General features: G+C 53.1%; 22 protein-coding genes and 5 tRNA genes. 4 read left to right on the forward strand and 23 right to left on the reverse strand.

Annotation, left to right across the window (positions count from 1 at the left end):
• The first annotated feature begins 17 nt into the window (after positions 1–17).
• Positions 18–986, forward strand: coding sequence for a GDP-mannose 4,6-dehydratase (locus HUU59_06540; protein ID NUO19092.1), 969 nt, complete (start codon positions 18–20; stop codon positions 984–986).
• On the opposite strand, the gene HUU59_06545 is transcribed toward HUU59_06540, so the two are convergent.
• The 17 genes from HUU59_06545 to HUU59_06625 form a co-directional block, all read right to left on the reverse strand.
• The gene (locus tag HUU59_06545) at positions 952–2544 is read right to left on the reverse strand and encodes an amidohydrolase (GenBank protein ID NUO19093.1); all 1593 of its coding nucleotides are present in this window, start codon (positions 2542–2544) and stop codon (positions 952–954) included. The genes HUU59_06540 and HUU59_06545 overlap by 35 nt on opposite strands.
• Complete coding sequence (locus HUU59_06550) at positions 2541–3353, reverse strand: YmdB family metallophosphoesterase (protein ID NUO19094.1); 813 nt, start codon at positions 3351–3353, stop codon at positions 2541–2543. Before HUU59_06550 ends, HUU59_06545 begins: the two co-directional genes overlap by 4 nt.
• Positions 3343–4908 carry a ribonuclease Y gene (rny, locus tag HUU59_06555; GenBank protein ID NUO19095.1) on the reverse strand — a complete coding sequence of 522 codons (1566 nt, stop codon included), beginning with the start codon at positions 4906–4908 and terminating at the stop codon, positions 3343–3345. The genes HUU59_06550 and rny overlap by 11 nt, the downstream gene beginning before the upstream one ends.
• A gap of 316 nt (positions 4909–5224) precedes the next feature.
• A complete protein-coding gene (gene zapA, locus HUU59_06560; protein NUO19096.1) occupies positions 5225–5545 on the reverse strand; it encodes a cell division protein ZapA in 321 nt (106 codons plus the stop codon).
• Between the two features lie 16 nt (positions 5546–5561).
• Positions 5562–5819, reverse strand: a complete 258-nt coding sequence (locus HUU59_06565) for a hypothetical protein (GenBank protein NUO19097.1) — start codon at positions 5817–5819, stop codon at positions 5562–5564.
• A gap of 36 nt (positions 5820–5855) precedes the next feature.
• A complete protein-coding gene (locus HUU59_06570) occupies positions 5856–8240 on the reverse strand; it encodes a phenylalanine--tRNA ligase subunit beta (protein NUO19098.1) in 2385 nt (794 codons plus the stop codon).
• A gap of 4 nt (positions 8241–8244) precedes the next feature.
• The gene (pheS, locus tag HUU59_06575) at positions 8245–9267 is read right to left on the reverse strand and encodes a phenylalanine--tRNA ligase subunit alpha (GenBank protein ID NUO19099.1); all 1023 of its coding nucleotides are present in this window, start codon (positions 9265–9267) and stop codon (positions 8245–8247) included.
• Positions 9268–9357: 90 nt separating this feature from the next.
• Complete coding sequence (gene rplT, locus HUU59_06580; protein ID NUO19100.1) at positions 9358–9708, reverse strand: 50S ribosomal protein L20; 351 nt, start codon at positions 9706–9708, stop codon at positions 9358–9360.
• An 87-nt stretch (positions 9709–9795) separates the two neighbouring features.
• On the reverse strand, positions 9796–9984 hold the full coding sequence (rpmI, locus tag HUU59_06585; GenBank protein NUO19101.1) for a 50S ribosomal protein L35: 189 nt from the start codon (positions 9982–9984) through the stop codon (positions 9796–9798).
• A gap of 31 nt (positions 9985–10015) precedes the next feature.
• Entirely contained in the window at positions 10016–10549 is a 534-nt protein-coding gene (locus HUU59_06590; protein NUO19102.1) for a translation initiation factor IF-3, read from the reverse strand.
• A 13-nt stretch (positions 10550–10562) separates the two neighbouring features.
• Complete coding sequence (gene thrS, locus HUU59_06595) at positions 10563–12476, reverse strand: threonine--tRNA ligase (GenBank protein ID NUO19103.1); 1914 nt, start codon at positions 12474–12476, stop codon at positions 10563–10565.
• 96 nt (positions 12477–12572) lie between these two features.
• Positions 12573–12646: transfer RNA gene (locus HUU59_06600), tRNA-Val, on the reverse strand.
• Between the two features lie 80 nt (positions 12647–12726).
• Positions 12727–12812: transfer RNA gene (locus HUU59_06605), tRNA-Leu, on the reverse strand.
• Positions 12813–12851: 39 nt separating this feature from the next.
• Positions 12852–12923: transfer RNA gene (locus HUU59_06610), tRNA-Cys, on the reverse strand.
• A gap of 86 nt (positions 12924–13009) precedes the next feature.
• Positions 13010–13081 (reverse strand) — tRNA-Gly (locus tag HUU59_06615).
• A 39-nt stretch (positions 13082–13120) separates the two neighbouring features.
• Positions 13121–13193: transfer RNA gene (locus HUU59_06620), tRNA-Ala, on the reverse strand.
• Between the two features lie 196 nt (positions 13194–13389).
• Positions 13390–13809 carry a hypothetical protein gene (locus tag HUU59_06625; protein NUO19104.1) on the reverse strand — a complete coding sequence of 140 codons (420 nt, stop codon included), beginning with the start codon at positions 13807–13809 and terminating at the stop codon, positions 13390–13392.
• Between HUU59_06625 and HUU59_06630 the strand changes: the two genes are divergently transcribed.
• From HUU59_06630 to HUU59_06640, 3 genes are all read left to right on the forward strand, one after another.
• Positions 13784–14242, forward strand: coding sequence for a hypothetical protein (locus tag HUU59_06630; protein NUO19105.1), 459 nt, complete (start codon positions 13784–13786; stop codon positions 14240–14242). The two genes, HUU59_06625 and HUU59_06630, sit on opposite strands and share 26 nt — an antisense overlap.
• A gap of 9 nt (positions 14243–14251) precedes the next feature.
• A complete protein-coding gene (locus tag HUU59_06635; GenBank protein ID NUO19106.1) occupies positions 14252–14392 on the forward strand; it encodes a hypothetical protein in 141 nt (46 codons plus the stop codon).
• A 234-nt stretch (positions 14393–14626) separates the two neighbouring features.
• Complete coding sequence (locus tag HUU59_06640; protein NUO19107.1) at positions 14627–15124, forward strand: GNAT family N-acetyltransferase; 498 nt, start codon at positions 14627–14629, stop codon at positions 15122–15124.
• A gap of 45 nt (positions 15125–15169) precedes the next feature.
• On the opposite strand, the gene glgP is transcribed toward HUU59_06640, so the two are convergent.
• From glgP to HUU59_06670, 6 genes are all read right to left on the reverse strand, one after another.
• Positions 15170–17740, reverse strand: a complete 2571-nt coding sequence (gene glgP, locus HUU59_06645; GenBank protein NUO19108.1) for an alpha-glucan family phosphorylase — start codon at positions 17738–17740, stop codon at positions 15170–15172.
• Positions 17741–17834: 94 nt separating this feature from the next.
• A complete protein-coding gene (locus tag HUU59_06650) occupies positions 17835–21767 on the reverse strand; it encodes a S8 family serine peptidase (GenBank protein ID NUO19109.1) in 3933 nt (1310 codons plus the stop codon).
• A gap of 49 nt (positions 21768–21816) precedes the next feature.
• Positions 21817–22143 carry a Rieske 2Fe-2S domain-containing protein gene (locus HUU59_06655; GenBank protein ID NUO19110.1) on the reverse strand — a complete coding sequence of 109 codons (327 nt, stop codon included), beginning with the start codon at positions 22141–22143 and terminating at the stop codon, positions 21817–21819.
• Positions 22136–23119 (reverse strand): YpdA family putative bacillithiol disulfide reductase, encoded by a 984-nt coding sequence (ypdA, locus tag HUU59_06660; GenBank protein NUO19111.1) that lies wholly within the window; start codon positions 23117–23119, stop codon positions 22136–22138. The genes HUU59_06655 and ypdA overlap by 8 nt, the downstream gene beginning before the upstream one ends.
• 5 nt (positions 23120–23124) lie before the next feature.
• Positions 23125–23535, reverse strand: a complete 411-nt coding sequence (locus HUU59_06665; GenBank protein NUO19112.1) for a YjbQ family protein — start codon at positions 23533–23535, stop codon at positions 23125–23127.
• Positions 23532–24275 carry a succinate dehydrogenase/fumarate reductase iron-sulfur subunit gene (locus tag HUU59_06670; protein ID NUO19113.1) on the reverse strand — a complete coding sequence of 248 codons (744 nt, stop codon included), beginning with the start codon at positions 24273–24275 and terminating at the stop codon, positions 23532–23534. Before HUU59_06670 ends, HUU59_06665 begins: the two co-directional genes overlap by 4 nt.
• Position 24276: the final 1 nt, after the last annotated feature.

Genomic DNA, 24276 nt, shown 5'->3' on the forward strand with positions numbered 1-24276 from the left:
GGTACAGAGCAACTATCATGAGTAGAATACTTGTCACCGGCGGTGCCGGATTCATCGGGTCTCACTTGTGTGAGAACCTTCTAAGCAATGGGCATACTGTTGTTTGTTATGACAGCTTTGATGAGTTTTATCCCAGAAAGCTGAAGGAACAGAATATATCCAACTGTTCGCTGAATCCGGAATTCACACTTGTTGAAGGAGATATCCGGGACCGGGCTCTCCTGGACGAAGTCTTTACTCACCATGGCTTCGACTCGGTTGTGCATTTGGCAGCTCGCGCAGGTGTCAGACCTTCGCTCGAACAGCCGGAACTTTATGCGGAGGTCAACGTCGCCGCGACCATCGGATTATTTGAGATATGCCGCAGGTCGAATGTTAAGCAAATCGTGTTCGCATCAAGTTCTTCAGTGTATGGTGACAGGGACGACGGGCCGTTTCGTGAGTCTGATAACACCGACCATCCCCTGAGTCCATATGGTTCCACCAAAAAGGCGGGAGAGGTCATCGCGCATGTCTATTCCCATCTATACGGAATCTCGATCGCTTGCCTACGGTTTTTCACAGTCTACGGGCCTCGGCAGCGTCCAGACCTTGCGATCCGCAAGTTCGTGAAACGCGCACTTTCCGGAGAACCCATTCCGGTATTCGGCGACGGGAGTTCACGACGTGATTACACTCATATCAATGACATTATCGGCGGGATTTCAGGCGCGTTGCGCTGGGTCGCATCCAAGGAAGGCAGATACGGGATTTTCAATCTCGGTTCTCACGCACCTGTTGAACTTCGTCTGCTGCTGCAATGGATAGAAGAGGATACGGGCAAACCGCTGAACATTGATCGGATGCCTCCCCAGCCCGGAGATGTCTTTCAGACGTTTGCGGACACAACGCAGGCGGAACAGGAACTCGGATTCCGGCACGACGTTCAGTTCCGTGACGGGATCAAGGACTTCATCGAATGGATGAGGAAATACGACTTGAGTTAGGCGACGAATAGACCGACTGTCCGTTTACAATTGTCCGTGTGACTTGAATTCTATGAAGGTCGCACGGATTTATTTTGAACGGATTTTCGTCCAATACACAAAAGTCCGCGAGATATCCCTCGGCGATTTTCCCAATCTGTTCCTCCCAACCGGCCGCGAAGGCAGCGCCTTGCGAATAAGCCAGCAGCGCGTCCTGCACGGTGATTGTTTGCTCAGCATGCCAACCTCCTTGCGGAAAGCCGTCAGGCCGGGTGCGATTGACAGCGGCATGCAGTCCCAAGATGGGATTCATGCTTTCGATTGGCCAATCGCTTCCAAACGCCAGAACCGCTCCCGCGTCCTTCAAACTCTTCCAAGCGTATGATGTTGATTCCCGTTCCTCCCCCAATCGCGGCCGGACAAAGTTCATATCCGCTGTGCAGTGGACAGGTTGCATGCTGGCAACAACTCCCAGTTTCGCAAAACGCTCAATATCGCGCGGACGGAGATGCTGGCAATGCTCAATTCGAGGACGCAGTTCCGGACCGATGCCATTTGAGCCCGCCATTTCGATCGCGTCCAACACAACACTATTGGCACGGTCACCGATGGCGTGCATGGCGATTTGATAGCCTTCACGATGAGCACTGCGAATGAAGCGGGCAAGCGGACCTTCGCGAATCAGCAACTCACCGGAGTTGCCGGGGTCGTCACTGTAGGGCTGCCAGAAGGAAGCGGTGCGCGAACCCAATGCCCCGTCCGTAAACCCCTTGAAACAAACGTAGCGAAACTTCTTCGAGTTCCGCTTCTCGAATCTGTCGGCCTCGAAGTCGAATGTCGTGGAAACTTTCCACATGTTCAGGCGCAGAACCTGGTCGGAAGAATCGGCAAGATTGAGATATGCGTTTAACAGTCCGTGGCGGACACTCGCACTGGCGCAAGTGATACCGAGCGACAACGCATGTTCCTGCGCACGAAGGAAGCTGGCGTGCAACTCATCGGGCGATGGCTCAGGTATCTGATCGGCTACATAGATAGCCGCCTTCTCACGTAGCACGCCGTTCAACTTGCCGTCGCGGCCACGCTCGAACACTCCGCCAACAGGGTTTCTGATAGCTCCGTCAATGCGGGCTTGAATCAGAGCACTCGAATTAGAGACGGCGGAATGCAGGTCATGGGTCCAAGCAAAGAACGGGTTATCAGGACAGACACGGTCAAGGTCGGTGCGGGTGACCGAAACTTCAGTTTGCTCGATGCCATGTCCCTGAATCCATTGCCCGCGTTCCGGTTTGTTTGTGGATATGTAAGCGGAGATGCGCTCGAGGATTTCGTCCACCGTGGTTGCGCCGCCGAAGTCAATTTGCGCCATTTGCAGTCCACCGGTGATGAGATGCAAGTGCGCGTCGTGAAAGCCCGGCAACAGCACTTCATTTGGCGACAACGCCAAGTGAGTCTCCGACTGCGGCACAAATACGCCTGTCTCTATGCGGGCAATGTGCGATTCATTGAGATGAATACGCACAGGTTCTACCTGTGCGCCGCCGAGCCATGCATTTCCAATAATCGCTTCAAGTCTCATTTTACAAGATCGCGTCTGATTCTGAATATAGACCGCGCCTTTCCGGTCGCGGTGTCCGCATCCACAACAGCTGCATGCAAACGAATTTCGTCTTTGGCTACACCGGATTTGCCGCCACCCATGGGATGCAGGAAACGATGCAGTGCGCTGGCCGTATCCATTCCGATTACACCCGAATGCGGCCCTGTCATGCCGACATCGGTCAGATAGGCTGTCCCGCCGAGAAGAATCTGCTCATCGGCCGTTTGCACATGCGTATGAGTGCCAATCACCGCTGTTACCTGTCCATCCATGAACCGCGCAAAGGCAAGTTTTTCGGCAGTTGCTTCGGCGTGAAAGTCAACAAAAATCAAGTTTGTTTCGCCGCGCAATGTGTCAACAAGCTGTTTCGCCAACCTAAACGGGTCATCGGAGGGCGGCAGAAGTGCGCGTCCCATTAAATTCACTACTGCCCAGCGAATCATGGGAGATACTTCGAAGAGGGTCCAGCCGCGGCCGGGAGTGTCACCAGGAAAATTCAAGGGGCGAAGCACACGTGGATTTTCCTGAATAGCAGAATGTGCCTTGTCGCGATAGAGAGTGTGATTGCCGCCGGACAAGACGTCCGCTCCGGCATCAAAGCACTTCCGGATGATCGCCGGAGAGAGACCTTTGCCGCCGTCGGCATTTTCCGCGTTAACAACACAAATGTCAGCGGAAATTTCACGAATAAGCCCGGGCAACAATGCGGTAATCGCCTGCTGACCGGGCTCTCCATATACATCACCGACAAATAGCAGACGACTTGCGCCTGCAGTCTTACTTGGCAAGGCCTGAAGCAATGAATTCTCTCAGTACCGTGACTTTGATCTGACCCGGGTACTCCAATTCAGATTCCACCTTCTTCGCGATTTCGGTCGCAAGCATCTCGGCCATCGAATCAGTGACTTTTTGGGGTTCGACGATGATACGAATCTCGCGGCCCGCCTGAATTGCGAAGGTCTTTTGAACGCCCTTGAAGCTGGACGCGATTTCCTCAAGCTGCTGCAATCGCTTTACATACAGCTCAAGCGTTTCACGCCGTGCACCGGGTCTTGCCCCGGAGATCGCGTCTGCGGCTTGAACGAGCACTCCAATCGGTGAAATGAACTCGGTATCGTTGTGATGAGCGGCAATCGTGTTGATCACGATTTTCGGTTCACGATATTTTTTCGCCAGCTCGACACCAATTTCGACATGCGTGCCTTCAGTGTACCGGTCAATTGCCTTGCCGATATCATGCAGCAGGCCTGCACGACGTCCCATTTTGGCGTCGAATCCAAGCTGAGCACACATCAGCGCGGCAAGATGAGCGACTTCGATCGAGTGATGAAGAATATTTTGGCCGTAGCTCGTCCGGTATTTCAACCTTCCGACCAGCTTGACCAGTTCGCGATGCAATCCCGTGACTCCCGCCTCAAGGCAGGCGGCCTCACCGATTTGCATCAGCTTCTCTTCCATCTCTTTTTCGATTTTCTTGACCAGTTCCTCGATGCGCTGAGGATGAATCCGGCCGTCCGCCATTAGCTGTTCAAGTGCTAATCGGGCAATCTCCCTGCGATAGGGATCGAATCCGCTAACGACCACGGTTTCCGGAGTATCATCCACAATAATGTCAACTCCGGTCGCCTGTTCAAATGCACGGATGTTGCGACCTTCACGGCCGATGATTCGGCCTTTAATTTCGTCGTTGGGAATGTGAACTGCAGAAACAGTGCTTTCCACGCTGTGGTCGGCGGCAGATCGCTGAATCGCAGATACAATGACTTCGCGGGCTTCCCGATTGGCCGTCGCCTTCGCCTCGTCACGCATGTTCTTGATGAGCTCTGCGGTCGCATTTTGAGCCTCAGCCAGGAGCGATTCCTTTAGCTGCTCCAAAGCCTCATCTTTTGAAAGTCCCGCGGCACGCTCAAGTTCCGCTTGAGCACGTTTCAAGGTCTCTTCAAGCTCCGCCTCAGTCTCCGCCAATTTCTTTTCCTTCTGGGTGTTCTGTCCCAGCAGGCGGTCAACTTCCTTGCGTTTCTTCTCGATCTCTTCGCGCTGATTTCTCAGATTTGCGTCGCGGTCCTTGATCGAACGCTCTTGACGTGCCAATTCGTCCTTGGCCTGCCGCATCTCGTCTTCAAGGGCGGTGCGAAGCTTCAACTGCTCAGCGCCCAACTCCAGCATTTTCTCCTTGTACATCGTCTCCGCCTCTTTCTGAGCATCGGCGACGATGCGCTCGGCCTCCTGCCGAGACGTTTCCATTCTTTCACGGGAAATGGAGCGGCTCAGAAACCAACCAATCAGGAACGCTGCGATGCCTGAGCCTGCGGCTAACGCAACGACTAAGAAAATGTTGTCCATCAACGGGAATCTCCGCTGTATATATAAAAAGAATCCCTGAATGGCAGACGTGGTACCAAGAACCTGGTACTACACGGCGGGAATTCACCTGCACGGTTCTTGCTTCCTCTATCCGCGACCGGAATGCTCCGGAAGAGAACCCGGTTTCCCGGGCTTAGGCTTGCAATAGACGCCAGAGTCGAACTCCCTATTCTTTGACTATTGGTTCTTGAATCAAGAATCTGCCAAAACAGGGATCAAAATCCTATTGTAATAATTGACTTCCGTTTACCCTTACTCCGTCCTCCGTCATATCGTCGGCTTCGGCGGGAGCTCTCTACGCACCCAGTTCCCGAAGTTTTTCGTCCAAGCTTCGCTCCAAGTCGCGCGCCCGCTGGTTAATCCTGCTCTCAAGCTGAGTGCGCTCACTCTGTGCTTCCGCCAGTTCATGCGCCAGTTGCAGGGCGGCCAGCACGGCCAAGTCACCCGCCGGGCGAGTACGATCGGCACCGTGCACTAACTTCATTCGTTCGTCAACAATTCCTGCAACTTTCTTCAGATAGATCGGATCGGCAGTCCGTCGCAGCCGATATGCCCTGTCGAAGATGGTGACTTCAACGGCATCGTCCTGAGTACTCTCTTGAAGAAGGTCGCTCATCGTTCGAAAAAAATTCCTAAGCGGCTTCGAGCTTCTCAAGTAAAGCGGAAATGCGGGAGCGAATCAATTCTTCGGTCTGCGGATCGCGCTGGTTTTCCAATAGCTTCTCACACTTGCGCTTGGTCTCATCAAGTTCCTTAGCCGCTGTTTCATGCTGCTGGCGAAGGGTAGTAATCTCTCCGTTCAGTTTCCGGTTTTCGTCCTGAAGCTCGGAGAGTTTGGTCAAAAGTCTGGCAATTTTCTGGTCGAGCGCATCAAGCGTCTTAATGTCCATTCGTGATGTATTGCAAAATTTAGGTTGAACGAACACTCAGCGTAACACGGCCGAGTGTTTTTGCTGCAAACTTGTAATAATGTTCTGTATGAAACTATCCACCTCGGAAGCATCGAGGCTGCGTTCGGGATGGAGAAACTCGAGCCTGACGGCAACGGACTTCTTCCCCGGCCCCAATTTGTCACTGACAAAGACATCAAAGGGCCAAAGCCCGGACAGAAGGCTCCCGGCTGATTGGCGTATCGTGGCCGACAGGTCGGCAAAACTGATGTCACTATTCACAACGACTGCAAGGTCGCGCCAAGCGATCGGGAACTTCGGTAATGGTCGGAATTGCAGGTCGGGCCTGATGTGGTTTTGCAGAATCTCGAGATCAAGTTCGAACCATGCTACATCCGCATCAATATCCAACGGTGCGCAAACTGACTTTGGCCAAATACCAAAATTGCCAATCTTTTGTCCGCCCGCCAGCAGTTCTCCGGCCAGAAGCCCCGAAGTATCAAGAGCATAGCAATTAATATGATAATTGTCAAGAGAAAGCCGGGTGGCCAGAATTTCCAAAACTGACTTCAAGTCGAAATAGTCAATTGAATCTCTTGAGGGCTGCCAGCCCACCGGATACCTCCGCCCCGTCATGAGCCCCGCTGCTACCCTGGTTTCCCAGGTTCGAGGGTCGTCAGGCTCCCCGGAGTGGAAGGTTCGGGTAGTTTCGAACAGGCGAATGTCGCGGTCGCCTCGCTCGAAGTTCGCTGCAGCCGCCCGAAAGAGTGGAGGCAGGACGCTGCCCTGCAAGAACTTCATTTCGTCCGTCACGGGGTTCCCGACCAACACTCCTGGCGGCATTCCGGGAGGGTCCAAACGGGGTTCGGGATTCCACATGGACAACGACATGGCCTGCAGGAAGCCCTGGCCGACGAGTATGTCCTCCACCTGCCTGCGTAGAATATGTCCCGGATCGTCCTGGCCGACAAGCACGACTTTGCCGGTGACTGAACTGGGGATGATATCGTAGCCATCCACTCGGACAACTTCCTCGATGAGGTCCACCTCCCTCTCCAAATCAGGCCGGTGAGTAGGCGCTTTTACCTGCCAAGGCACAGAAGAGGCAAGAACCTCGCAGCCCAGCCGCGTCAAAATTTCGCTGATTTCCCTATCGTCGTACTCAACACCAATCAGCTCTGAAGCACGTTTCGGCCGGAAGTCTATGGTCACCGGGATAATGGGTTTCGGATATGCATCAACTGCACCGTTCAGTACCTCTCCTCCACCCCATTTCTGCATCAGGGAAATAGCGGCATTTGCCGCATACGGAACTTGGTTAGGATCGCACCCTCTTTCAAAGCGGCGCGATGAATCAGTGGACATGCCGAGCGATTTTGCGGTGCGGCGGACATGCACCGGATCGAAGTATGCGCATTCGAGAACGACATCCGTCGTGTCGTCACGAATCTCACTGTTTTGACCGCCCATTACCCCTGCCAGTGCAACACCGTGCCTGGAGTCAGCTATGAGCAAGTCGCTTGCTGTCAGCTTATGTTCCTTGCCATCTAATGTTGTGAATCGCTCGTCCGGGGAACCGTAACGGACTCTGATTTTGCGTCCCGTGAGAAAACGAGCATCGAACGCATGCAGCGGCTGACCGGTTTCCAACATCACGTAGTTCGTGACGTCCACAATATTACAGATCGGCCGTATGCCACAGCGCAGGAGCCGGATGGCGACTTCAAACGGTGACGGAGCTATTTTCACACCGGAAATCACTCGTGCCAGATAGCGCGGGCAGGCCTCAGGCGCTTCGAGACTCACTTTGATGAAATCCGATGCTGGACGCGCCGATTCAACAACGGAGTAGTGTTTGCGTTGCCACGGAAGCTTGAACTTGGCTGCAATATCACGTGCAACGCCAATGTGCGAGAGGAAATCCGGCCGGTTGGGAGTAATCTCAACATCATATACCGTATCCTGGAAATCCAGATAGCGGGCAGCCGGTGTGCCGACCTCCCATGAAAGCGGCAATTCGATTATTCCAGCGTGGGACGGAGCAAGACCAAGCTCCTCCTCAGAGGCCAGCATGCCATTTGATTCGTGACCGCGCAGCTTGGCTTTCTTGATCACCATGCCTCCCGCAGTCTTTGCACCGGCGAGCATTACCGCGACTTTGAGACCGACGCGAACATTAGGAGCGCCGCATACAATCGACAATTGTGCGTCACCGACATTCACTGTAGTGATGGACAGATGGTCGGTACCCTCTATCCTGGCGCACGCCGCAACCTCACCGATAACCACGTTTTCGAGCGAAGGCTTGTAAACTTCGGTGGACTCGATCTCAAGACCGAGCCACGTCAGTACCTCTCCCAGCTCTTGAGGCGGAACGGGCAGTTCGACGAATTCGGAAAGCCAATTGTAGCTTAGTAACATGATTTTAGCGTGGAGTAATACCGACGAATTGTTTCAGAAAACGCACGTCGCTGTCTGTCAGCAGGCGAATGTTCTGAATACCAAAGCGAAGCATGGCAATGCGGTCAATACCCAATCCGAAGGCAAAGCCGGTGTAAACTTCCGTGTCGTAGCCCACTCCGGCGAGGACATTGGGATCCACCATTCCACAGCCACCCATCTCAAGCCATCCGGTACTCTTGCAGATGCGACAACCCTCACCTTTGCAGAACGGACAGGTAACGTCCACCTCGGCGGATGGTTCAGTGAAAGGAAAGAAGTGAGGCCGGAAGCGAAGTTTGGTCTGTTGGCCGAAGAGTTGACGATAAAATGAGAGAAGAGTGCCTTTCAACTCTGCCATGGTCACGCCTTTGTCCACGTACAAACCTTCACACTGATGGAACATCGGGGAATGCGTTGCATCGGGCCGATCGCGGCGATAGACCCTTCCGGGCGAAATAATGCGAACCGGAGGATCCTGCTTCTCCATTGTGCGGACTTGCACCGGCGAAGTTTCAGTGCGGACGACAAATCCATTCGGAAGGTAGATCGTATCACTCTCGTCTCGTGACGGATGCCAAGCGGGAGTGTTGAGCATATCAAAATTATACTTGACCAGCTCAATCTCGGGACCATCGGCGACCCGGAAACCCATGCTGCGAAAGATGTCCGTAATCTCGCGCATCACCAGAGTTAACGGATGATAGCCGCCAATCCATTGCGGCCTACCGGGAAGGGTTGTGTCAATAGATGGACCCTCGCTGCGCGGAGTCAAAGCAGTTTTACGTGCGGACTCGAGCAGCTCGAGCTCCGATTTCAGTTCATTCAGCGCTTGCCCTAAAGCCGGACGCTCGTCTGCCGAAGCCTGCCCGAGAAGTTTGAACAGGCCGGCTACCGCACCCTTGCGTGAAAGGTACTTTATAGATGCCTGTTCAAGTGAAGCCAAATCGGAAGCACGATTAAGTGCTTCGATAGCTTCCTGCCTTAACTGTTCGAGTTGTTCGCGCATGTTTTGATTGCAAAAATGAAAAGGCGACCCCTGCGGTGCAAGGATCGCCCGTCAACTAAGAACACAAGATTGGCCGAACGAAGACTTCGGTTAAGCAGCCTTGACCAATTGGGTCAATTGCTGGAAACCTTGCGGGTCGTTCACGGCCAATTCGGCGAGCTGACGACGGTCGAGGGCGATTCCCTGCTGCTTCAGCCCGCTGATAAATCGCGAATAGCTCAGGCCATGCTCGCGCGCGGCCGCGTTGATGCGAACGACCCAGATATTCCGATAGAGGCTCTTCTTCTTGCGGCGGTCGCCAAAGCTGCGCGCCCACGCTTTCTCAACGGTCTCAGTCGCGGCGCGAATCAATGTGCCGCGGCGGCCAATATAACCCTTCGCCGCTTTGAAGACCTTATTCTTCCGGCGGCGTGTCGCCGGATTGTTAGTAGCTCTTGGCATTGTATTTACCTACAAATCTGTAAATCTAATTGTGTGGTGTTCTGATTGCGAACAGCTGGTCTCAATCTGACAGTTCACGAACTGAACCTACGACAGCGCCATCATCGCTTTGACCTTGGCCAATTCACCTCCAACAATTTCCTGCGCGCCGGTCAGACGATTCTTGTGGGCGGTCGTCTTGTGCGTGAGCTTGTGGCGGCGGCGCGTCTTGAAAAAGACGATCTTCCCCGTCCCTGTCACTTTGCAGCGCTTCGCCATCGAGCGCTTCGTCTTCATCTTCGGCATCTTCTTGCCTCTGTATTCAAGGTTATTTTCGAATCAACATCATGATCATCTGATTGTGCCCTTCCATTTTGGGCGGGGCTTCAGCCTTGGCAACGTCCGCAACTTCCTGCGAAATTCGCTCCATCATACGCACACCAAATTCCTGGTGCGTAATCATTCGGCCGCGAAACCAGATGCTAACTTTCACTTTCGATCCTTCCTCAATGAACTTGCGCGCCATTCTTGCCTTGGTCAGCAAGTCGTGTTCATCCGTGGAGGGAGAAAGCCTGATCGTTTTCAATGTCGAACTCGCAGATTTCTTGCGCGAGCTCTTGTCTTTCTTGGCAACGCTGTACTTAAATTTACCAAAGTCCATTATCCGGACTACGGGCGGCGTTGCCGTTGCCGCAATTTCGACCAAATCAAGATCCTCCGCCCGCGCCAATTCCAGCGCCTTGGAGGGATGCATTACTCCTATCTGCTCTCCATCACTTCCAATCACCCGCACTTCAGGTGCAATGATTTTCTCATTAATGCGGGTTGAATTTGCCTTTGTCGCAGGCGGTGGTGTGCGCAGAATTCCTCCGGAGTTAGTGCGTAGTGCGATTCTTGATCTCGTTCAGCAGTCGATCTGCTGTTTCATTGATGGAAAGGCTGCCAAGGTCTCCTTCCTTGCGGCGTCGCAGCGAAACTTGCTCTGCCTCCGCCTCTTTCGGACCAATGACCGCCATATAGGGTATCTTGTGCAATTCGCCGTCCCGAATCTTAAAACCGAGTTTCTCGTTCCGGTCATCGAGCGTGGCGCGAATTCCGCGCGAAAGCAGGTCGTCGGTCACTCTCTTCGCGTATTCAATGGTTTTATCGGATACCGGAAGCACTCGGATTTGCTCGGGCGAAAGCCAAAGCGGAAGATCGCCGGCGTAGTGTTCAATCAGAATTCCGATGAACCGTTCCATCGAACCGAGCAAGGCACGGTGAATCATCACCGGAGTGTGCCGCATCCCGTCCGCGCCGACATATTCGAGCTCGAATCGAGCCGGCATGGAGAAGTCGCACTGCACCGTTCCGCACTGCCAGGTCCTTCCAATTGCATCCTTGATATGGAAGTCAATCTTCGGGCCGTAGAAAGCACCGTCGCCGGGATTCAACTTGTACTCAATGCCTAACAGCTTCAGCGCGTTTGCGAGAGCAGTCTCAGCTTGATCCCAGACTTCATCGGAACCAACGCGAGACTCCGGTCTCGTGGAAAGCTCCACTCGAAAGTCATCAAAACCGAAATCCCGGTACATTTCAAAGATGAATCGCACTACCTTTGCAACTTCGTCCTCGATCTGTTCGGGTGTCACATAGATGTGTGCGTCGTCCTGTGTGAACACCCTGACGCGGAACAGACCGTGAAGCACACCGCTCTTTTCGTAGCGATGAACGGTACCCAACTCGCAGAGCTTCAGCGGCAGATCACGGTATGAAACTTGATGAGTTCCATAGACAAGGCAGTGACCCGGACAGTTCATGGGTTTTAGAGCATAGGACTGTTCATCCACCTCCGTGAAGTACATATTCTCACGGTAATGCTCATAGTGACCTGACTTGTGCCACAACTCTTCGTTCATGACGAAGGGTGTGCGAACCTCCCGATATCCTGCAGCAAAGTGTTTCGCTCTCCAGTAACGAGTTATCTCGTCCCAGACAATCTGGCCGCGCGGATGAAAGAACACCGCACCGGGGGATTCCTGATGAAAGCTGAAAAGATCAAGCTGCCTTCCAAGCTTCCGGTGATCCCGCTTTGCAGCCTCCTCAATTCGATGAAGGTGTTCTTCAAGCTGCTCCTTGGTGGGATACGCCGTTGCATACAGCCGCTGCAGCATCTTGTTCTTTTCGTCACCACGCCAATAGGCTCCGGCAACCGATAGAATCTTGAAATGCTTGATACGGCTGGTGCGATCAACGTGCGGCCCGCGGCAAAGATCAACGAAATTCCCCTGTTCGTAAACAGTAAGGTCTTCGTGCAAGTCATTGATGAGTTCGATTTTGTAATTCTCACCCATCTGCTTGAACAGAGCAAGCGCATCCTGTTCGTTCAAGTCCTTTCGAACGAGAGGCAAGTTGCGTTTGGCAATTTCCCGCATCTTCTCCTCGATGACAGGAAAATCCTCCTGCGTGAAGACATGCGGTGAATCAATATCGTAATAAAACCCGTCGGCAATCGGCGGACCTATTGCAAGTTGTGACTCAGGCCACAGCTCTTTAATCGCATGTGCCATCAAGTGGGCAGCCGAATGCCAGTAAACAAACCGGCCTTCAGGATGCTCGAACTTGACGAATCTTAGCTTGCCTCCGCGAGCGAGGGGGCGATGCAAATCCCAGATATCTTCGTCCAGCACCGAGGTCAGCACACCCTGTGCACCAACTTCCACTCCTGACGGGAGAAAGTCAATCGGCTTTTGACCGGGCTGTGCGTTGACGGATTTGCCGTCTTCGAGAACGAGAATTAGATCAGACACGGTGAGCACCTCTACGAACGGTAACTTCGATGTTAAGAACCATCCCGATTTGAGAATATCCGGATGATTTCAATCATGCGACAGCGCGTGTCGCTGTGGGCGATACTAGATTCGAACTAGTGACCTCTTGCATGTCACGCAAGCGCTCTAACCAACTGAGCTAATCGCCCGCAAAAACAAAGCAACCGGCACAAGCCGGTAGTACGACCGCAGGGCAGACCATCTTCATCGGAAGGGTAAGATGGGGTTGTGCCGGGAGCCGGACTCGAACCGGCACGGGAATTTTGTTCCCTGGGGATTTTAAGTCCCCTGTGTCTACCATTTCACCATCCCGGCGTGCCGCTGATGGCCTAAACCGGTGGGTTTGCGGCTTTGAGGCGCCGAGCGGATTCGAACCGCTGAATAGAGGTTTTGCAGACCTCCGCCTTACCACTTGGCTACGGCGCCGTGCGTCTCTTAAGGCCGCTTGCTAAGCGGTATTTGCGCTGGCGCAGCAACACTGCAACAAAGGCGCAGCCTTCAAACATATCTTGAGCGGGAGACGGGATTCGAACCCGCGACAGCCACGTTGGCAACGTGGAACTCTACCACTGAGTTACTCCCGCAAGAAAGAACAGCCCGACTACAAGATCGGGAGCGTTTTGTGGACCTGAGGGGGATCGAACCCCTGACCTCTTGAATGCCATTCAAGCGCGCTCCCAGCTGCGCCACAGGCCCGCATTATTGTGTGCGAACCCGAAATATACGGAACGGCTGCCTGCCTGTCAAGCCAAAACGCAGCATAGAGTGCCCGAGATTGCCATGTTATCAAGCGACCAACGCTTTTATTAACAAATATTTGAAGTTAAGTGCTAATAAAATCAAGAGGCCGCACCCTTTTGGGTGCGGCCTCCATAAACAGTACCGGTATTTCTTAGATACCCATGAAATTATTCGCACAGCCTTCGCCGCAGAAGTAAGTCTTCTGGCCGTCCATGACGACCGCAGGCGTGGCGTTGGTCACTTCAAACGAGTGTCCGGACATTTCGCAGGTCGCGATCTTCTTGCCGTTCTCAACTTTGACGTTCTTTTCATTCGTCGCGAGCACGGCGGCTTCATGCGTAATGTTCTTCGCCATCGACGCCATCTTGTCCGAGCATTTTACGGCACACGCATCGTCCGCGAAGTAGTAGCGTGCATTACCAACCTGCTTGTACGGGGTCTTGTCATTCACGACAAACTTCTTGCCATCCGCAACAGCGTACATCATGCCATTCTCAACCTTGTAAACGTTGGCATTGAAGTAGCCCTTGTCACCGCAGGCATTCTTGGCGGCGGACGAAGCGCAAGTCATCGAGGCATTCGTCGCACCTTTGCTCATGCAGCAGGACGACCCTGAAGAAGCCATGGAGGCACCCTTGGTCGCATCGCAAGAGCCGGCAGATGTCATCGAAGCATTCTTCGACGAGCTGCAGCTTGAGCTGCAACCGCTGCCGGACGTAAGGACGGCGCCCTTGGTTGCATCACAGCTGCCACTGGTCATTGCGGCATTGCTGGTTGAGGAGCACTTGGAAACATCGCAAGTGCCGGAAGCCTTCACAGCATTCGTGGTGCTGCAGGAAGAACCGCTCGCCATGGATGCATTCTTCGATGAACTGCAGGATGAGCTGCAGCCGCTTCCTGACGTGAGGACAGCGCTCTTGGTCGCATCACAGCTGCCACTGGTCATCGCGGCATTGCTGGTCGAGGAGCACTTGGAAACGTCGCATGTGCCAGAGGCCTTCTGAACAGAAGCCTTGGAGGCATCACAGCTGGTCGCACATGCGGCCTTATCGCCGGTCGAGGTCAGGCTTGCATTGCATGCTGCCTGTTCAGTTGCGGATTTGTTTGACGCCTTGCTGGCCTTCTTTGACGAACAGGCGCTGTCACAAGCGTAGCTGTAGCCACCGGCCATTACCAGGGCCACCACGGCCATCGAGCCGAGAATAAGTCCAATCTTCTTCACATTCATCTCCTGTGGTTTTTCCTCTGCGGATTTCTCGCAATCTACAAAAATTCCAGATAACTTTCAGCATCCGATCAAAGAAAATCGGATGAAATTGCTCCTATTTCAGTTGAAACAAAACAAGGGTTTAAACCTTGTTGATAATCCTAAGCCTAAAATTTTCAATATGAAAGACAGAATTGTTGATTTAGGTACAATCCACCTTCGTCCGATGCAATCAGCGGACCTCGATACGTTTCTTCAACTTGGAAGCAGGACATGTGGTTCCCTACATGGTCGGCCAAGTCTTTCATTTTCAGAACTGAACAAGCGATTTCAGAGCTTTGTTAAAGAGTTCGCATTCAGGCCAGAAAGTGAGATTTGGGTTGCCTCTATGAAAGAATTCGATTATGCCGGCCACTTGTGGCTCTACCAGACAACCAATAGGTTCAATGGAAACAACGAATTATGGATTTGGGATGTGACCGTCCGTGAAGAGTGCAGAAGAGCCGGAGTTGGCAAAAAGTTGATGCAATTCGCCTCCAATCGGTCAAAAGAGCTTCGCTGTTCGGAGCTTTGGTTGATGGTTGCGGAGGATAATTCAATCGCCCGAAGGCTCTATGCCTCTTGCGGTTTTCAGCCTAAGGCCCAAATGCTCGCAATTGAGACAGGTGACGAAGAGTGAATAGGGGTGCCGCTAGGGCACCCCTTGGTCAATCATTTGAAAACGTCAGTGGTGCCCAGTTGAAGCCCATCGTACGATTCCCATGCGTAGCGGATTACCCAAAAACGGATGGCTCGGGACAATTCTCACTGTAAACCCATAGACTCCGTTTTCCGGTGCCGTCCAACTTCCAGTGTACACGTGAGTAGTTCCATCAGAAGAGTGCTCCAGTCGGGAGTAGCCGGACAGAGATAGTTCGCCTTTGCCCTGGTCCTCACCATAACAAATCTGAACTTCGACATCGTCAGGAAGCAGCCCACCCAGTGCGACCTCCGCTCTGACTTTCACTGAACTTCCGGGATGCAAGTTGAAAGCTGGCTCGGTTTCGACGTTTAGCACTCTAACCTCGTGCCAATGACTTTCGACGTGCCTCTTCCATCTGGCGAGTTCGCGGGCACCGGCGGCATTGTCCAATTCCATCATTGCACAACGTTCAAGCGCCCGTGAATAGAAATCCTCCCAGTACTCTTTGACCATGCGACGGGCGGCAAAACGCGGAACAAGTCCTGCTATGGAAGACTTGACTTTTTGCATCCAAGCCGATGGAATTCCATTTTCGTCGCGTCGATAATAGAGTGGAACGATCTGGTGCTCAAGCACATCAAACAGCATGCGCGCATCGCTTTCGTCCTGCTGTGAGTCGTTCCCGAACTGCAACGCCCCCCCTATTGCCCAGCCATTGTCCGGCAGGTATGCCTCATCCCACCATCCGTCCAGAATCGAGAAATTCAGTCCACCGTTTATCAAGACTTTCATCCCACTGGTACCACTGGCTTCAAGAGGGCGGCGCGGGTTGTTTAACCACACGTCGACACCCTGGACCAAGTGCTCGGCCACATGCATGTCGTAGTTTTCGAGAAACAACATCCGGTGCTCAACCTTGTTGTCGCGCGCGAACCGGATAAGCTCTGCAATCAGGTCCTTGCCCATGACGTCCTGCGGGTGAGCCTTTCCAGCGAAGATGAACTGCACCGGATGCTCATCATTGCGCAACAGAGCCAGTAATCGATCGGGATGTGAAAGCAAAAGTGTTGCCCGTTTGTAGGTGGCAAAGCGACGGGCAAAGCCGATTGTCAAGACGTCCGGTGCGAGAATCTCTTCAAGTTCGTCTGCAAGCGGAATGAAGCCGCTCACTCGCTGACGATACTGGGCAAATCTCCCGCGAGCAAAGTCTATCAGACGGAGTTTTCCAAGATTGTGGGTCTCCCAGATTTCGTTGTCGGGAATCTTGTCAACTTGAGACCACAGCCGTTTGTCGTCGGGGCCGTTGTACCAATCATAGTCGAAATGACGATGATACAGCTTAGACATTTCGGGTGACACCCATGTCGCGTGATGAACGCCATTGGTGACGAAGTCAATCGGCACTTCTTCATGAGTAAGACTCGGCCAGCTCTCCTGCCACATTCTCCTTGAAACATCGGCATGCAGCCGGCTCACGCCATTCGTATAGTCCGAAGTCCTCAACGCACATATCGCCATGTTGAATGGTTGACCGGGTGCGCCGGGCCGGACGCTTCCCAGTCCGAGCACTTCATCTCGACTAATTCCATAGCGGTCATAGATCTGTCCAAAGTACTTATCCATGAGCTCGGTTGAGAATTCATCTATTCCCGCAGGCACTGGAGTGTGCGTCGTGAATAGAGTTCCGGCCGACACAAGCTGCAGGGCTTCGTACCACGACAGTCCCTGATCGGCGGCCGCATGCAGGATGCGTGCAATTTGAACAAATGCAGAATGCCCTTCATTCATGTGGCAAACGGACATTTTGATGCCCAGCTTGCGAAGCAATTCGATACCGCCAAATCCGAGGACAATCTCCTGCTGGATTCGAGTTTCCCGGTCGCCGCCATAAAGTGTATGTGTAATCGACCTGTCGGCGGGTGTGTTCTCAGGCAGGTCGGTATCCAGCACATAAAGGGGCACTCGACCAACCGTCACGAGCCATGCGCCGACGGTGAGCTGTCGATTCTGAAAGGGAATCTGAATGGTAAGACGGTGACCGTGCTCATCGAGTAACGGTTGCATCGGCATGATGTCAAAGTCATTCTGCGGGTAGAGTTCGCTTTGGCGGCCATGTGCATCCAATCGCTGCTGAAAATAGCCTTGACGATAAGCGAGACCAACGCCGACAACCGGCAGACCTAAGTCTGACGCAGCTTTCAAGTAGTCGCCACTCAATACTCCCAGACCGCCGCTATACAGGGTCAGGCATTCGGCAAGACCATACTCCATGGAAAAGAAGACTATCCGGCCATTCTGCTGAGTGTTGTGCACCTGCTGATACCACGATTCGCCGTTCAAATAGGAATCCAAGAGGTGCAGGCAATGATTATAGTGCTCTTTGAATTCGGAACTACTGGCTGCACGCGTCAATTTCCACTGGGGCACGTCCATCAGCAATCTTACGGGATTATGATGACATTGCTCCCACATCTCAGGGTCGAGCCGGTGAAACAATTCGACCATTTCAGGCCGCCATGACCAGTAGAAATTGTACGCAAGTTCCGTCAATCTGGACAGTGATTCAGGCAGATTCGGTGTAAATCGGTAGCTTGATATCGAAGTGATTCTCATTTAGCAAACAGGTCTCCAAATTGTAATTGCACGATGCCTTGCACATAAGCAGAGGGGCCAGAGGCCCCTCTGCCAGCGCAAACTTGCATCGCGATTAACGTAGCAACATCATTTTGCGAATGAGTTCAGTTTGACCGGTAGTCAAGCGATAGAAGTAGACTCCGCTTCCCATACCGGTGGCATCAAACTCAACCCGATGGTGTCCCGCAGTCATCCTGGCATTCACGAGTGAACGCACCTCTCTTCCCGTGACGTCGAACACGTTGAGAGAAACGAAGGACTCACCGGGCAAACCAAACTCTATACTAGTCGTGGGATTGAACGGATTCGGATAGTTTTGCGCCAAATACAGCTCCGCCGGTATCGGCAGGTCCTCCGCCGGAGAAACGATGAACTGCACCATGTTCGAACTGTCCGATACTCCTCCGTCATAATTGGCAATCACCCACATTCGATAAATTCCCTGACCGGGAGGAGCATAAACCAAGAATGTGTCTGCAATTCCTGTGACAGGTTGACGGCCTCCGATGAGTACCGTGTAACTTGAAAGTGCATCCAGACTTCCTGCGCCATGGTCGCGCAGTCCCGCTTCCCATGACGGCGGTGTCCAATTCAGACGAATCACTCCTGCTTCCGAATCAAACTCCCCTGCAAGATTTACCGGGGGATCGAGGCGGTAGGCCGTCAGGTCCACATTTACCGTGCCGCCTACCGGAATTGTGAATTGCTCGGACTCCAGATTCTCGTAGCCAGCAAACTCGAACTCAAGGCGGAACTGCCCGGCTGATATGCCTGCAATCGAGAATGATCCGTCAGATTCAGGTGAAAACGCAGTTGCGCCGATTCGCAGAGTGGCTGACGACAAGTCGGTCGCCGGTATGGCCGTTATCTGTCCGGTCACTGTTCCGGTACCAAGAATTGGCCCAGTCGTATATCGCAGTGAATATGGCGCGGCGATCGGATACTGATTCGGGTCTGAACCTCCCTCGAAATACACCATTAAACCTTCCGTGCCGGTCGAATTCTCGATGCCAAGAGTGGCATCCATGTCGGTATCTGGACCGTCATAGTCAAAGCGGTTGTAGTGAATTTCAAACTCGCTGTCACCCGTCGTCGTCTGTCTTGCATTCAAAGAATAGAGCACGAATTGAGCCGTGACTTTGAAGGTGTCCGGAGCAAAATGAGGTACTTCGTAATACTCGACGATGAAGCGGTCATTCACCGTGTCATGGTAATAGGCTATTTGACCGCCCTGTGTCGGATTGTAGGGATAGAGATCGTCCCAGAACACATACACGCAGTTATTGGGCGTGGCTGTGCTGGGAATGAATCCGTTGCGGTAGGGTGATGTGCCGGGTGTGACCGTACCGAAGCCGATCCAGCCGTCGGCAGAAACCGTTAAACCACCGGTCAGTGTGCCATAGAATCTGGCGTTGAAGGGAAGGGCAACTGTCTGAGTCCAATCGTTACCGGTTCCGGGGCCAATAAGGGTTCCCGGGCCACCAGCCTCAGGTGCTATTGAAGTGTATTCAAACTCGGGAGCGTAGCCCGTATCTGCGGATTCGTAACAGTAGTATCCGTTTGCATCAGGTCCGACCGGAGAGCGCCGGGTATCATTCAGCACTATCGTCACATCGTGCACGCCGCCCGCGTCAACCGAAAGTGTCTGGCTGGCAGTAAGACCGCCAAGCGTCGCTGTAAGGACGTAGTCATTGCTGCCGGGTAAAGTACGAGTGAAAGTTCCCTGCTCATTAGATATGTCAGTTGAGATATCAGCATTCGGGAAGTAATAGGAAATCGTCGCCGCTTCGACAGGATCGCCGTTTGGTGTTTCCACAACTCCGTTTATCAATCCATTTCCCGGTGCGGCAAGCACGGCAAAGTTCTGCGTGACTTCCGCGGAGTTTGCGTTTACCGTCAGAGTCTGCGGAATGAAGCCGAAGGTACGTGCATGCAGCTGATAAGAGTCATTGCGAGGAACGTGTATTGCATAATTGCCTTCGTCATCTGTCAGCGCGCGGATTCCTTCCGCATCAATACTGACTTCGCCGGGAAGCCCTTGAGTCGGATCAGACGTCGGGAAGATCCGGCCGGAGATTTCACACCACAATGCAACCAGTGGAATGTTGGACGCCAATGCAAAAGTCTGCGATTCACCCATGTTGATCTCACCCGAAACACGTACCGTCCAGGTTCCCGCTATTGGCGACGCGACACGAACTTTTTCGCAAACGTTTACGCTGTCATCGCCTGTTGCAGCAGGTGTGCCGGGTGAAGAAGGGTTCAATACAAAAGGTTGAAACTCGGTACCGTTCGGGTCGAACAAGCGAACGTCAAGATCATTGACCAGCGTTGGCGTGACGTTGCCGACCGCCGGGACATCCGTCCATGCGAGACTGACTTCAAGTGTCGGACTGTTCGCAGGGACCGTAAATGTTCTTTCGAACGTCTCATCAGAAGTGAGATTCCCCTGCAGGACGCCTCCTGCGCGAAGATGGTCAATGGCACGCAGGGCATTCACGAGTCCAAACCCTGACTGAAAATCCGGCCCAAGGTTACCCAAGTCATTCGCTGAATTAATCAAGAGAGCCTTAAGCGCTTCGGGGAGTGGATCGGGCGAGCCCGGGTAGAGCAGGTGCCATTGTTCAAGTATCAAGCAAGCGACTCCCGCCGTTGCTGGTGTCGACATGGACGTTCCGGACATGGATTGATAGCCACCGCCGGGCGCACACGAGGACACGTTCACACCGGTCGCGACGACCTCAGGCTTGATACGTCCGTCATCAGTAGGCCCGAACGATGAAAAGGATGCAAGTGCATCGGCGGATGTCGTCGCTCCGACCGTAATGATGTTCTTTGCAGAGGCCGGTATGGACATGCACCGATATGAACTATTGTTGCATCCCGGATCGCCGCGTTCGTTGCCGGCCGCCCAAAACATCGGCAAGGGTCTGTCAACTGTATGCGCCACCATACCGTCCAACAATCGCGAGGTCAGTTCATAGTCGCCAAACCATGCACACGGGTAGGCATTGGGGCTGACATTTGCGCCCATTGAGTTGGTCGTCAGCTCGATACCATATGTCTCCCGGGCAAAAACATAATCGCCGCTGAGGTCATTCGGACTATTGTAAAAGCAGAACGGCGTGCATTCATCGTACTCGCCGCTGATAATATTGACTTGCGGCGCCATCCCGCGCTGGTTTCCGCCAGAGTTTGTTCCATCGCCGCCGACGGTGCCCGCCACATGCGTTGGATGGTCGGCAACGGCACCATCCTCCATTGCTGTTACGCGTCCGGAAAAATCGGGGTGAGTGCCATCGACGAGGCCACCGTCGTAGACGAGAATTGTCACACCGTCGCCAGACAGATTATAGGGTGCTGCTTGAACTTCATTGACATGCAAGCGTGTGCGCACAGTCGCATTCAAGTTCTCGAGCGGCGGCGACACTTCGTTTACAAACAGAACTTCGTCAAGTCGTGCAAGGTCAATCACTTTTGAAGGATCGGCCGCCACGACGAGTGAGTGCGTCGCGTCGATGTGGTCACCGACCAAGAAGCCCTGACCTTCAATGGATTTGGCGGCGGCAGAAAGCTCTACATCTGAAAAAATGTCCACGTTGAACATGCGCTTGCCTCCTTCGAATTCGCTCCAAGGCCCGAAATCTCCCTCCGTGAGTCTCGGGTGAATTTTGTATTCAGGAGCAAATGGAAGCAGAGCGCGGATGTTAAGAGAAGAAAGCTCCAGGTCGGTAAGATGGCGCGAAACCTTTGCGGCAAAGGCCAATTCAGGCAGGTAGGCAAGAAGTTCAATGCCGCTTTCCCTGAGCAGAGCGCGATCCGATGCGCGCGGCGGTTCACGGAATTGGACAACAACATGGCCCGACATGTTTTCAGGCAGGCGATAGTCTGAATCGTCGGGCTGTATTGTTCCGCTTTGGAAGTAGATTTCATAGCCGGCGTACGCTGAAACCGCGTAAAGCAGCAGGCCGATAATCATGACAAATTTGTTTGAACGCAGTCTCATACTTTTCTCCATATCGGAAAGGGTTTTCCCGGACCCTGTTATTACATTGCTAAATACTCTCGGGCCAGTCTACTGAGATGTAAATGTATCCATCCTCTATCTTCACATCGCGCGAAATCGTGTCATATCCCTCCTGGGTCAAACACCTGCCGTTTGTGATGTCGTATTGCCATTGATGCATGAAGCAGGTTACAACTGTCCCTTGGAGACTTCCGGACGCGAGATTTGCGCGCATATGCCTGCAGGCTGCGTCCAGTCCGAAGAGCTCACCGGAGACCGAAAACACGGCGTATGGCTTGCCAAGTATCGTTATGCTGCGTGCCGAACCGTCTTTAAGCTCTGTCTGTTTGCAGACTTTGAACCAGCGCTCAGCCATTCAAGAATTTATTGGCAAAGTCATTGATGATCATGTCACCATGAAATCTGCTGTTCTCTATGAACACGCGCGAAGTTTCCCGACCTGCCAGCAGCACGCCGGCCAAATAGATACCCTCAACGTTGGACTCGAGCGTTGCCGGATTATGCACAGGGAGTTCGGCTTGACCCTCAAACTCGATTCCCTGCCCTCGCAGCCACGCATAGTCAGGATTGTAACCTGTCAGTAAAAAGACCGCGTCCGCCGGAACTTGGAATCTTCCGCCTTCATTCTCCACCGTTACGCTATTGTGTTCGATCCTGCGCAAGACCGTGGAAAGATGCAGCTTGATCCCCCCGTCGCGAATACGGTTTTCCAAGTCCGGCTTAATCCAGTACTTGATTGACGAGGACATTGCGTCCCGGCGATGTATAATCGTAACTCGTGCTCCGCTTCGATACAGCTCCAATGCGGCCTCGGCAGCCGAGTTCTTGCCTCCGACCACAACAGTTTGCAGACCAATGCAAGGGTGAGCAGCATGAAAGTAGTGAGACACGTGCGGCAGCTCCTCACCTTCGATTCCAAGCATGTTCGGATGATCGTAGGATCCAGTTGCAAGTACCACCGCATGGGCTCGGAATTCACCGCGCGAACTTACGACAATCTTCTGCACCCCGTCACTTCGCATGTCTGCAACTCGGGTATGAGTTACGAACGGCAATTTGTTTACCAAGACAAGTCGCGTGAAATAGTCAAGTACCTCGCGCTTGGTCGGCTTGCTGCCAAGTGAAACCAGCGGAATTCCGCTGAATTCGAGGAGTTCCGAAGTTGAAAAGAACTGCATTCGTTCAGGGAAATCAAAAATGGTGTTGCACAAACTCCCCTTTTCGACGATGAGCGCGTCAATGCCACGACGCTTCGCCGCCAGCGCGACTGAAATGCCCGCAGGTCCGCTTCCGACAATGACAAGCGGCCAATCCCGCCGCAGTGCCGACATCAGCGCTACTCGCCTAATACTTTGATGACAACTCGTTTCCGGCGCTGGCCATCAAACTCTGCATAATATACTTGCTGCCACGGCCCAAGGTCGAGCAGTCCGTTTGTAACCGGAAGAATCACCTGATGATGCAGTATCAAATTCTTCAAGTGGGCGCTGCCATTGTCTTCACCTGTCCGGTGATGCCGATAGTCCTTGTCAGGCGCAAGACTTCGCAGCCACTCTTTGATATCTTCTATTAATCCATCCTCAGCATCGTTCACATACACGGCGGCAGTTATGTGCATTGCAGAGACAAGCACCATGCCTTCGCGAACGCCGGACTTCTTCACCGCTGCTTCGACCTGACCGGTGATTAGAACAAACTCTTCGCGCTTAGCGGTCTGAAAAGACAAATACTCGGTATGAGACTTCATTTTCCGCCAAGAACACGAAAGAGCATCTGAATCGGGTCATAGTAGCGATCAGCAACACGCTCCTTCAATGGAATAATTGCATTGTCTGTAATGTGAATATGCTCGGGACAGACTTCCGTGCAACATTTCGTGATATTGCAAAAACCGACTCCGGCGATTTCCTTTGTAAAAGGAATACGGTCTTCGTCATCTAACGGGTGCATTTCAAGGGACGCAAGCCGGGCCATGAATCGCGGACCTGCGAACTCTTCATGCTTACCATGGTTGCGCAGAACGTGGCACACCGTCTGACAGAGATAGCATTCAATGCACTTCCTGAATTCCTGTACACGATCAACTTCATACTGATACATCCGCTGCTTGCCGTCGGCGTCTTTGGGTCGGGGTTTGAACGGCTTAATTTTCTTGTTCACCGTGTAATTCCAAGAAACATCGGTCACAAGATCGCGCACGTGCGGAAAAGTCTTAAGAGGCTCTATTGTTATCGGCTTTTCGGTGTTCAACGTGTCCATTCGTGTCATGCACATCAAGCTTGGCTTGCCGTTCACTTCTGCACTGCATGAACCGCATTTGCCCGCCTTGCAGTTCCAGCGGCAGGCAAGATCCGGCGCTTGTGTCGCCTGAATACGATGAATGACATCGAGCACGACCATTCCGTCGTCAATGTGGACATTGTAATCGTGGAGTTGACCTGCATCCTTTTCGCCGCGATAAACTCTCATCTTAACAGTGCGGGACATC

This window comes from bacterium (genome assembly GCA_013360195.1).
Classification (GTDB): domain Bacteria; phylum Electryoneota; class RPQS01; order RPQS01; family RPQS01; genus JABWCQ01.

Excerpts from the sequence above, each read along its gene's own strand:
- HUU59_06540 (NUO19092.1), top strand. The coding sequence starts at position 18 with ATGAGTAGAATACTTGTCACCGGCGGTGCCGGATTCATCGGGTCTCAC.
- HUU59_06545 (NUO19093.1), bottom strand. The coding sequence starts at position 2,544 with ATGAGACTTGAAGCGATTATTGGAAATGCATGGCTCGGCGGCGCACAG.
- rny (NUO19095.1), bottom strand. The coding sequence starts at position 4,908 with ATGGACAACATTTTCTTAGTCGTTGCGTTAGCCGCAGGCTCAGGCATC.
- zapA (NUO19096.1), bottom strand. The coding sequence starts at position 5,545 with ATGAGCGACCTTCTTCAAGAGAGTACTCAGGACGATGCCGTTGAAGTC.
- HUU59_06565 (NUO19097.1), bottom strand. The coding sequence starts at position 5,819 with ATGGACATTAAGACGCTTGATGCGCTCGACCAGAAAATTGCCAGACTT.
- HUU59_06570 (NUO19098.1), bottom strand. The coding sequence starts at position 8,240 with ATGTTACTAAGCTACAATTGGCTTTCCGAATTCGTCGAACTGCCCGTT.
- pheS (NUO19099.1), bottom strand. The coding sequence starts at position 9,267 with ATGCGCGAACAACTCGAACAGTTAAGGCAGGAAGCTATCGAAGCACTT.
- rplT (NUO19100.1), bottom strand. The coding sequence starts at position 9,708 with ATGCCAAGAGCTACTAACAATCCGGCGACACGCCGCCGGAAGAATAAG.
- rpmI (NUO19101.1), bottom strand. The coding sequence starts at position 9,984 with ATGAAGACGAAGCGCTCGATGGCGAAGCGCTGCAAAGTGACAGGGACG.
- HUU59_06625 (NUO19104.1), bottom strand. The coding sequence starts at position 13,809 with ATGACTTGCGCTTCGTCCGCCGCCAAGAATGCCTGCGGTGACAAGGGC.
- HUU59_06640 (NUO19107.1), top strand. The coding sequence starts at position 14,627 with ATGAAAGACAGAATTGTTGATTTAGGTACAATCCACCTTCGTCCGATG.
- glgP (NUO19108.1), bottom strand. The coding sequence starts at position 17,740 with ATGAGAATCACTTCGATATCAAGCTACCGATTTACACCGAATCTGCCT.
- HUU59_06650 (NUO19109.1), bottom strand. The coding sequence starts at position 21,767 with ATGAGACTGCGTTCAAACAAATTTGTCATGATTATCGGCCTGCTGCTT.
- HUU59_06655 (NUO19110.1), bottom strand. The coding sequence starts at position 22,143 with ATGGCTGAGCGCTGGTTCAAAGTCTGCAAACAGACAGAGCTTAAAGAC.
- ypdA (NUO19111.1), bottom strand. The coding sequence starts at position 23,119 with ATGTCGGCACTGCGGCGGGATTGGCCGCTTGTCATTGTCGGAAGCGGA.
- HUU59_06665 (NUO19112.1), bottom strand. The coding sequence starts at position 23,535 with ATGAAGTCTCATACCGAGTATTTGTCTTTTCAGACCGCTAAGCGCGAA.
- HUU59_06670 (NUO19113.1), bottom strand. The coding sequence starts at position 24,275 with ATGTCCCGCACTGTTAAGATGAGAGTTTATCGCGGCGAAAAGGATGCA.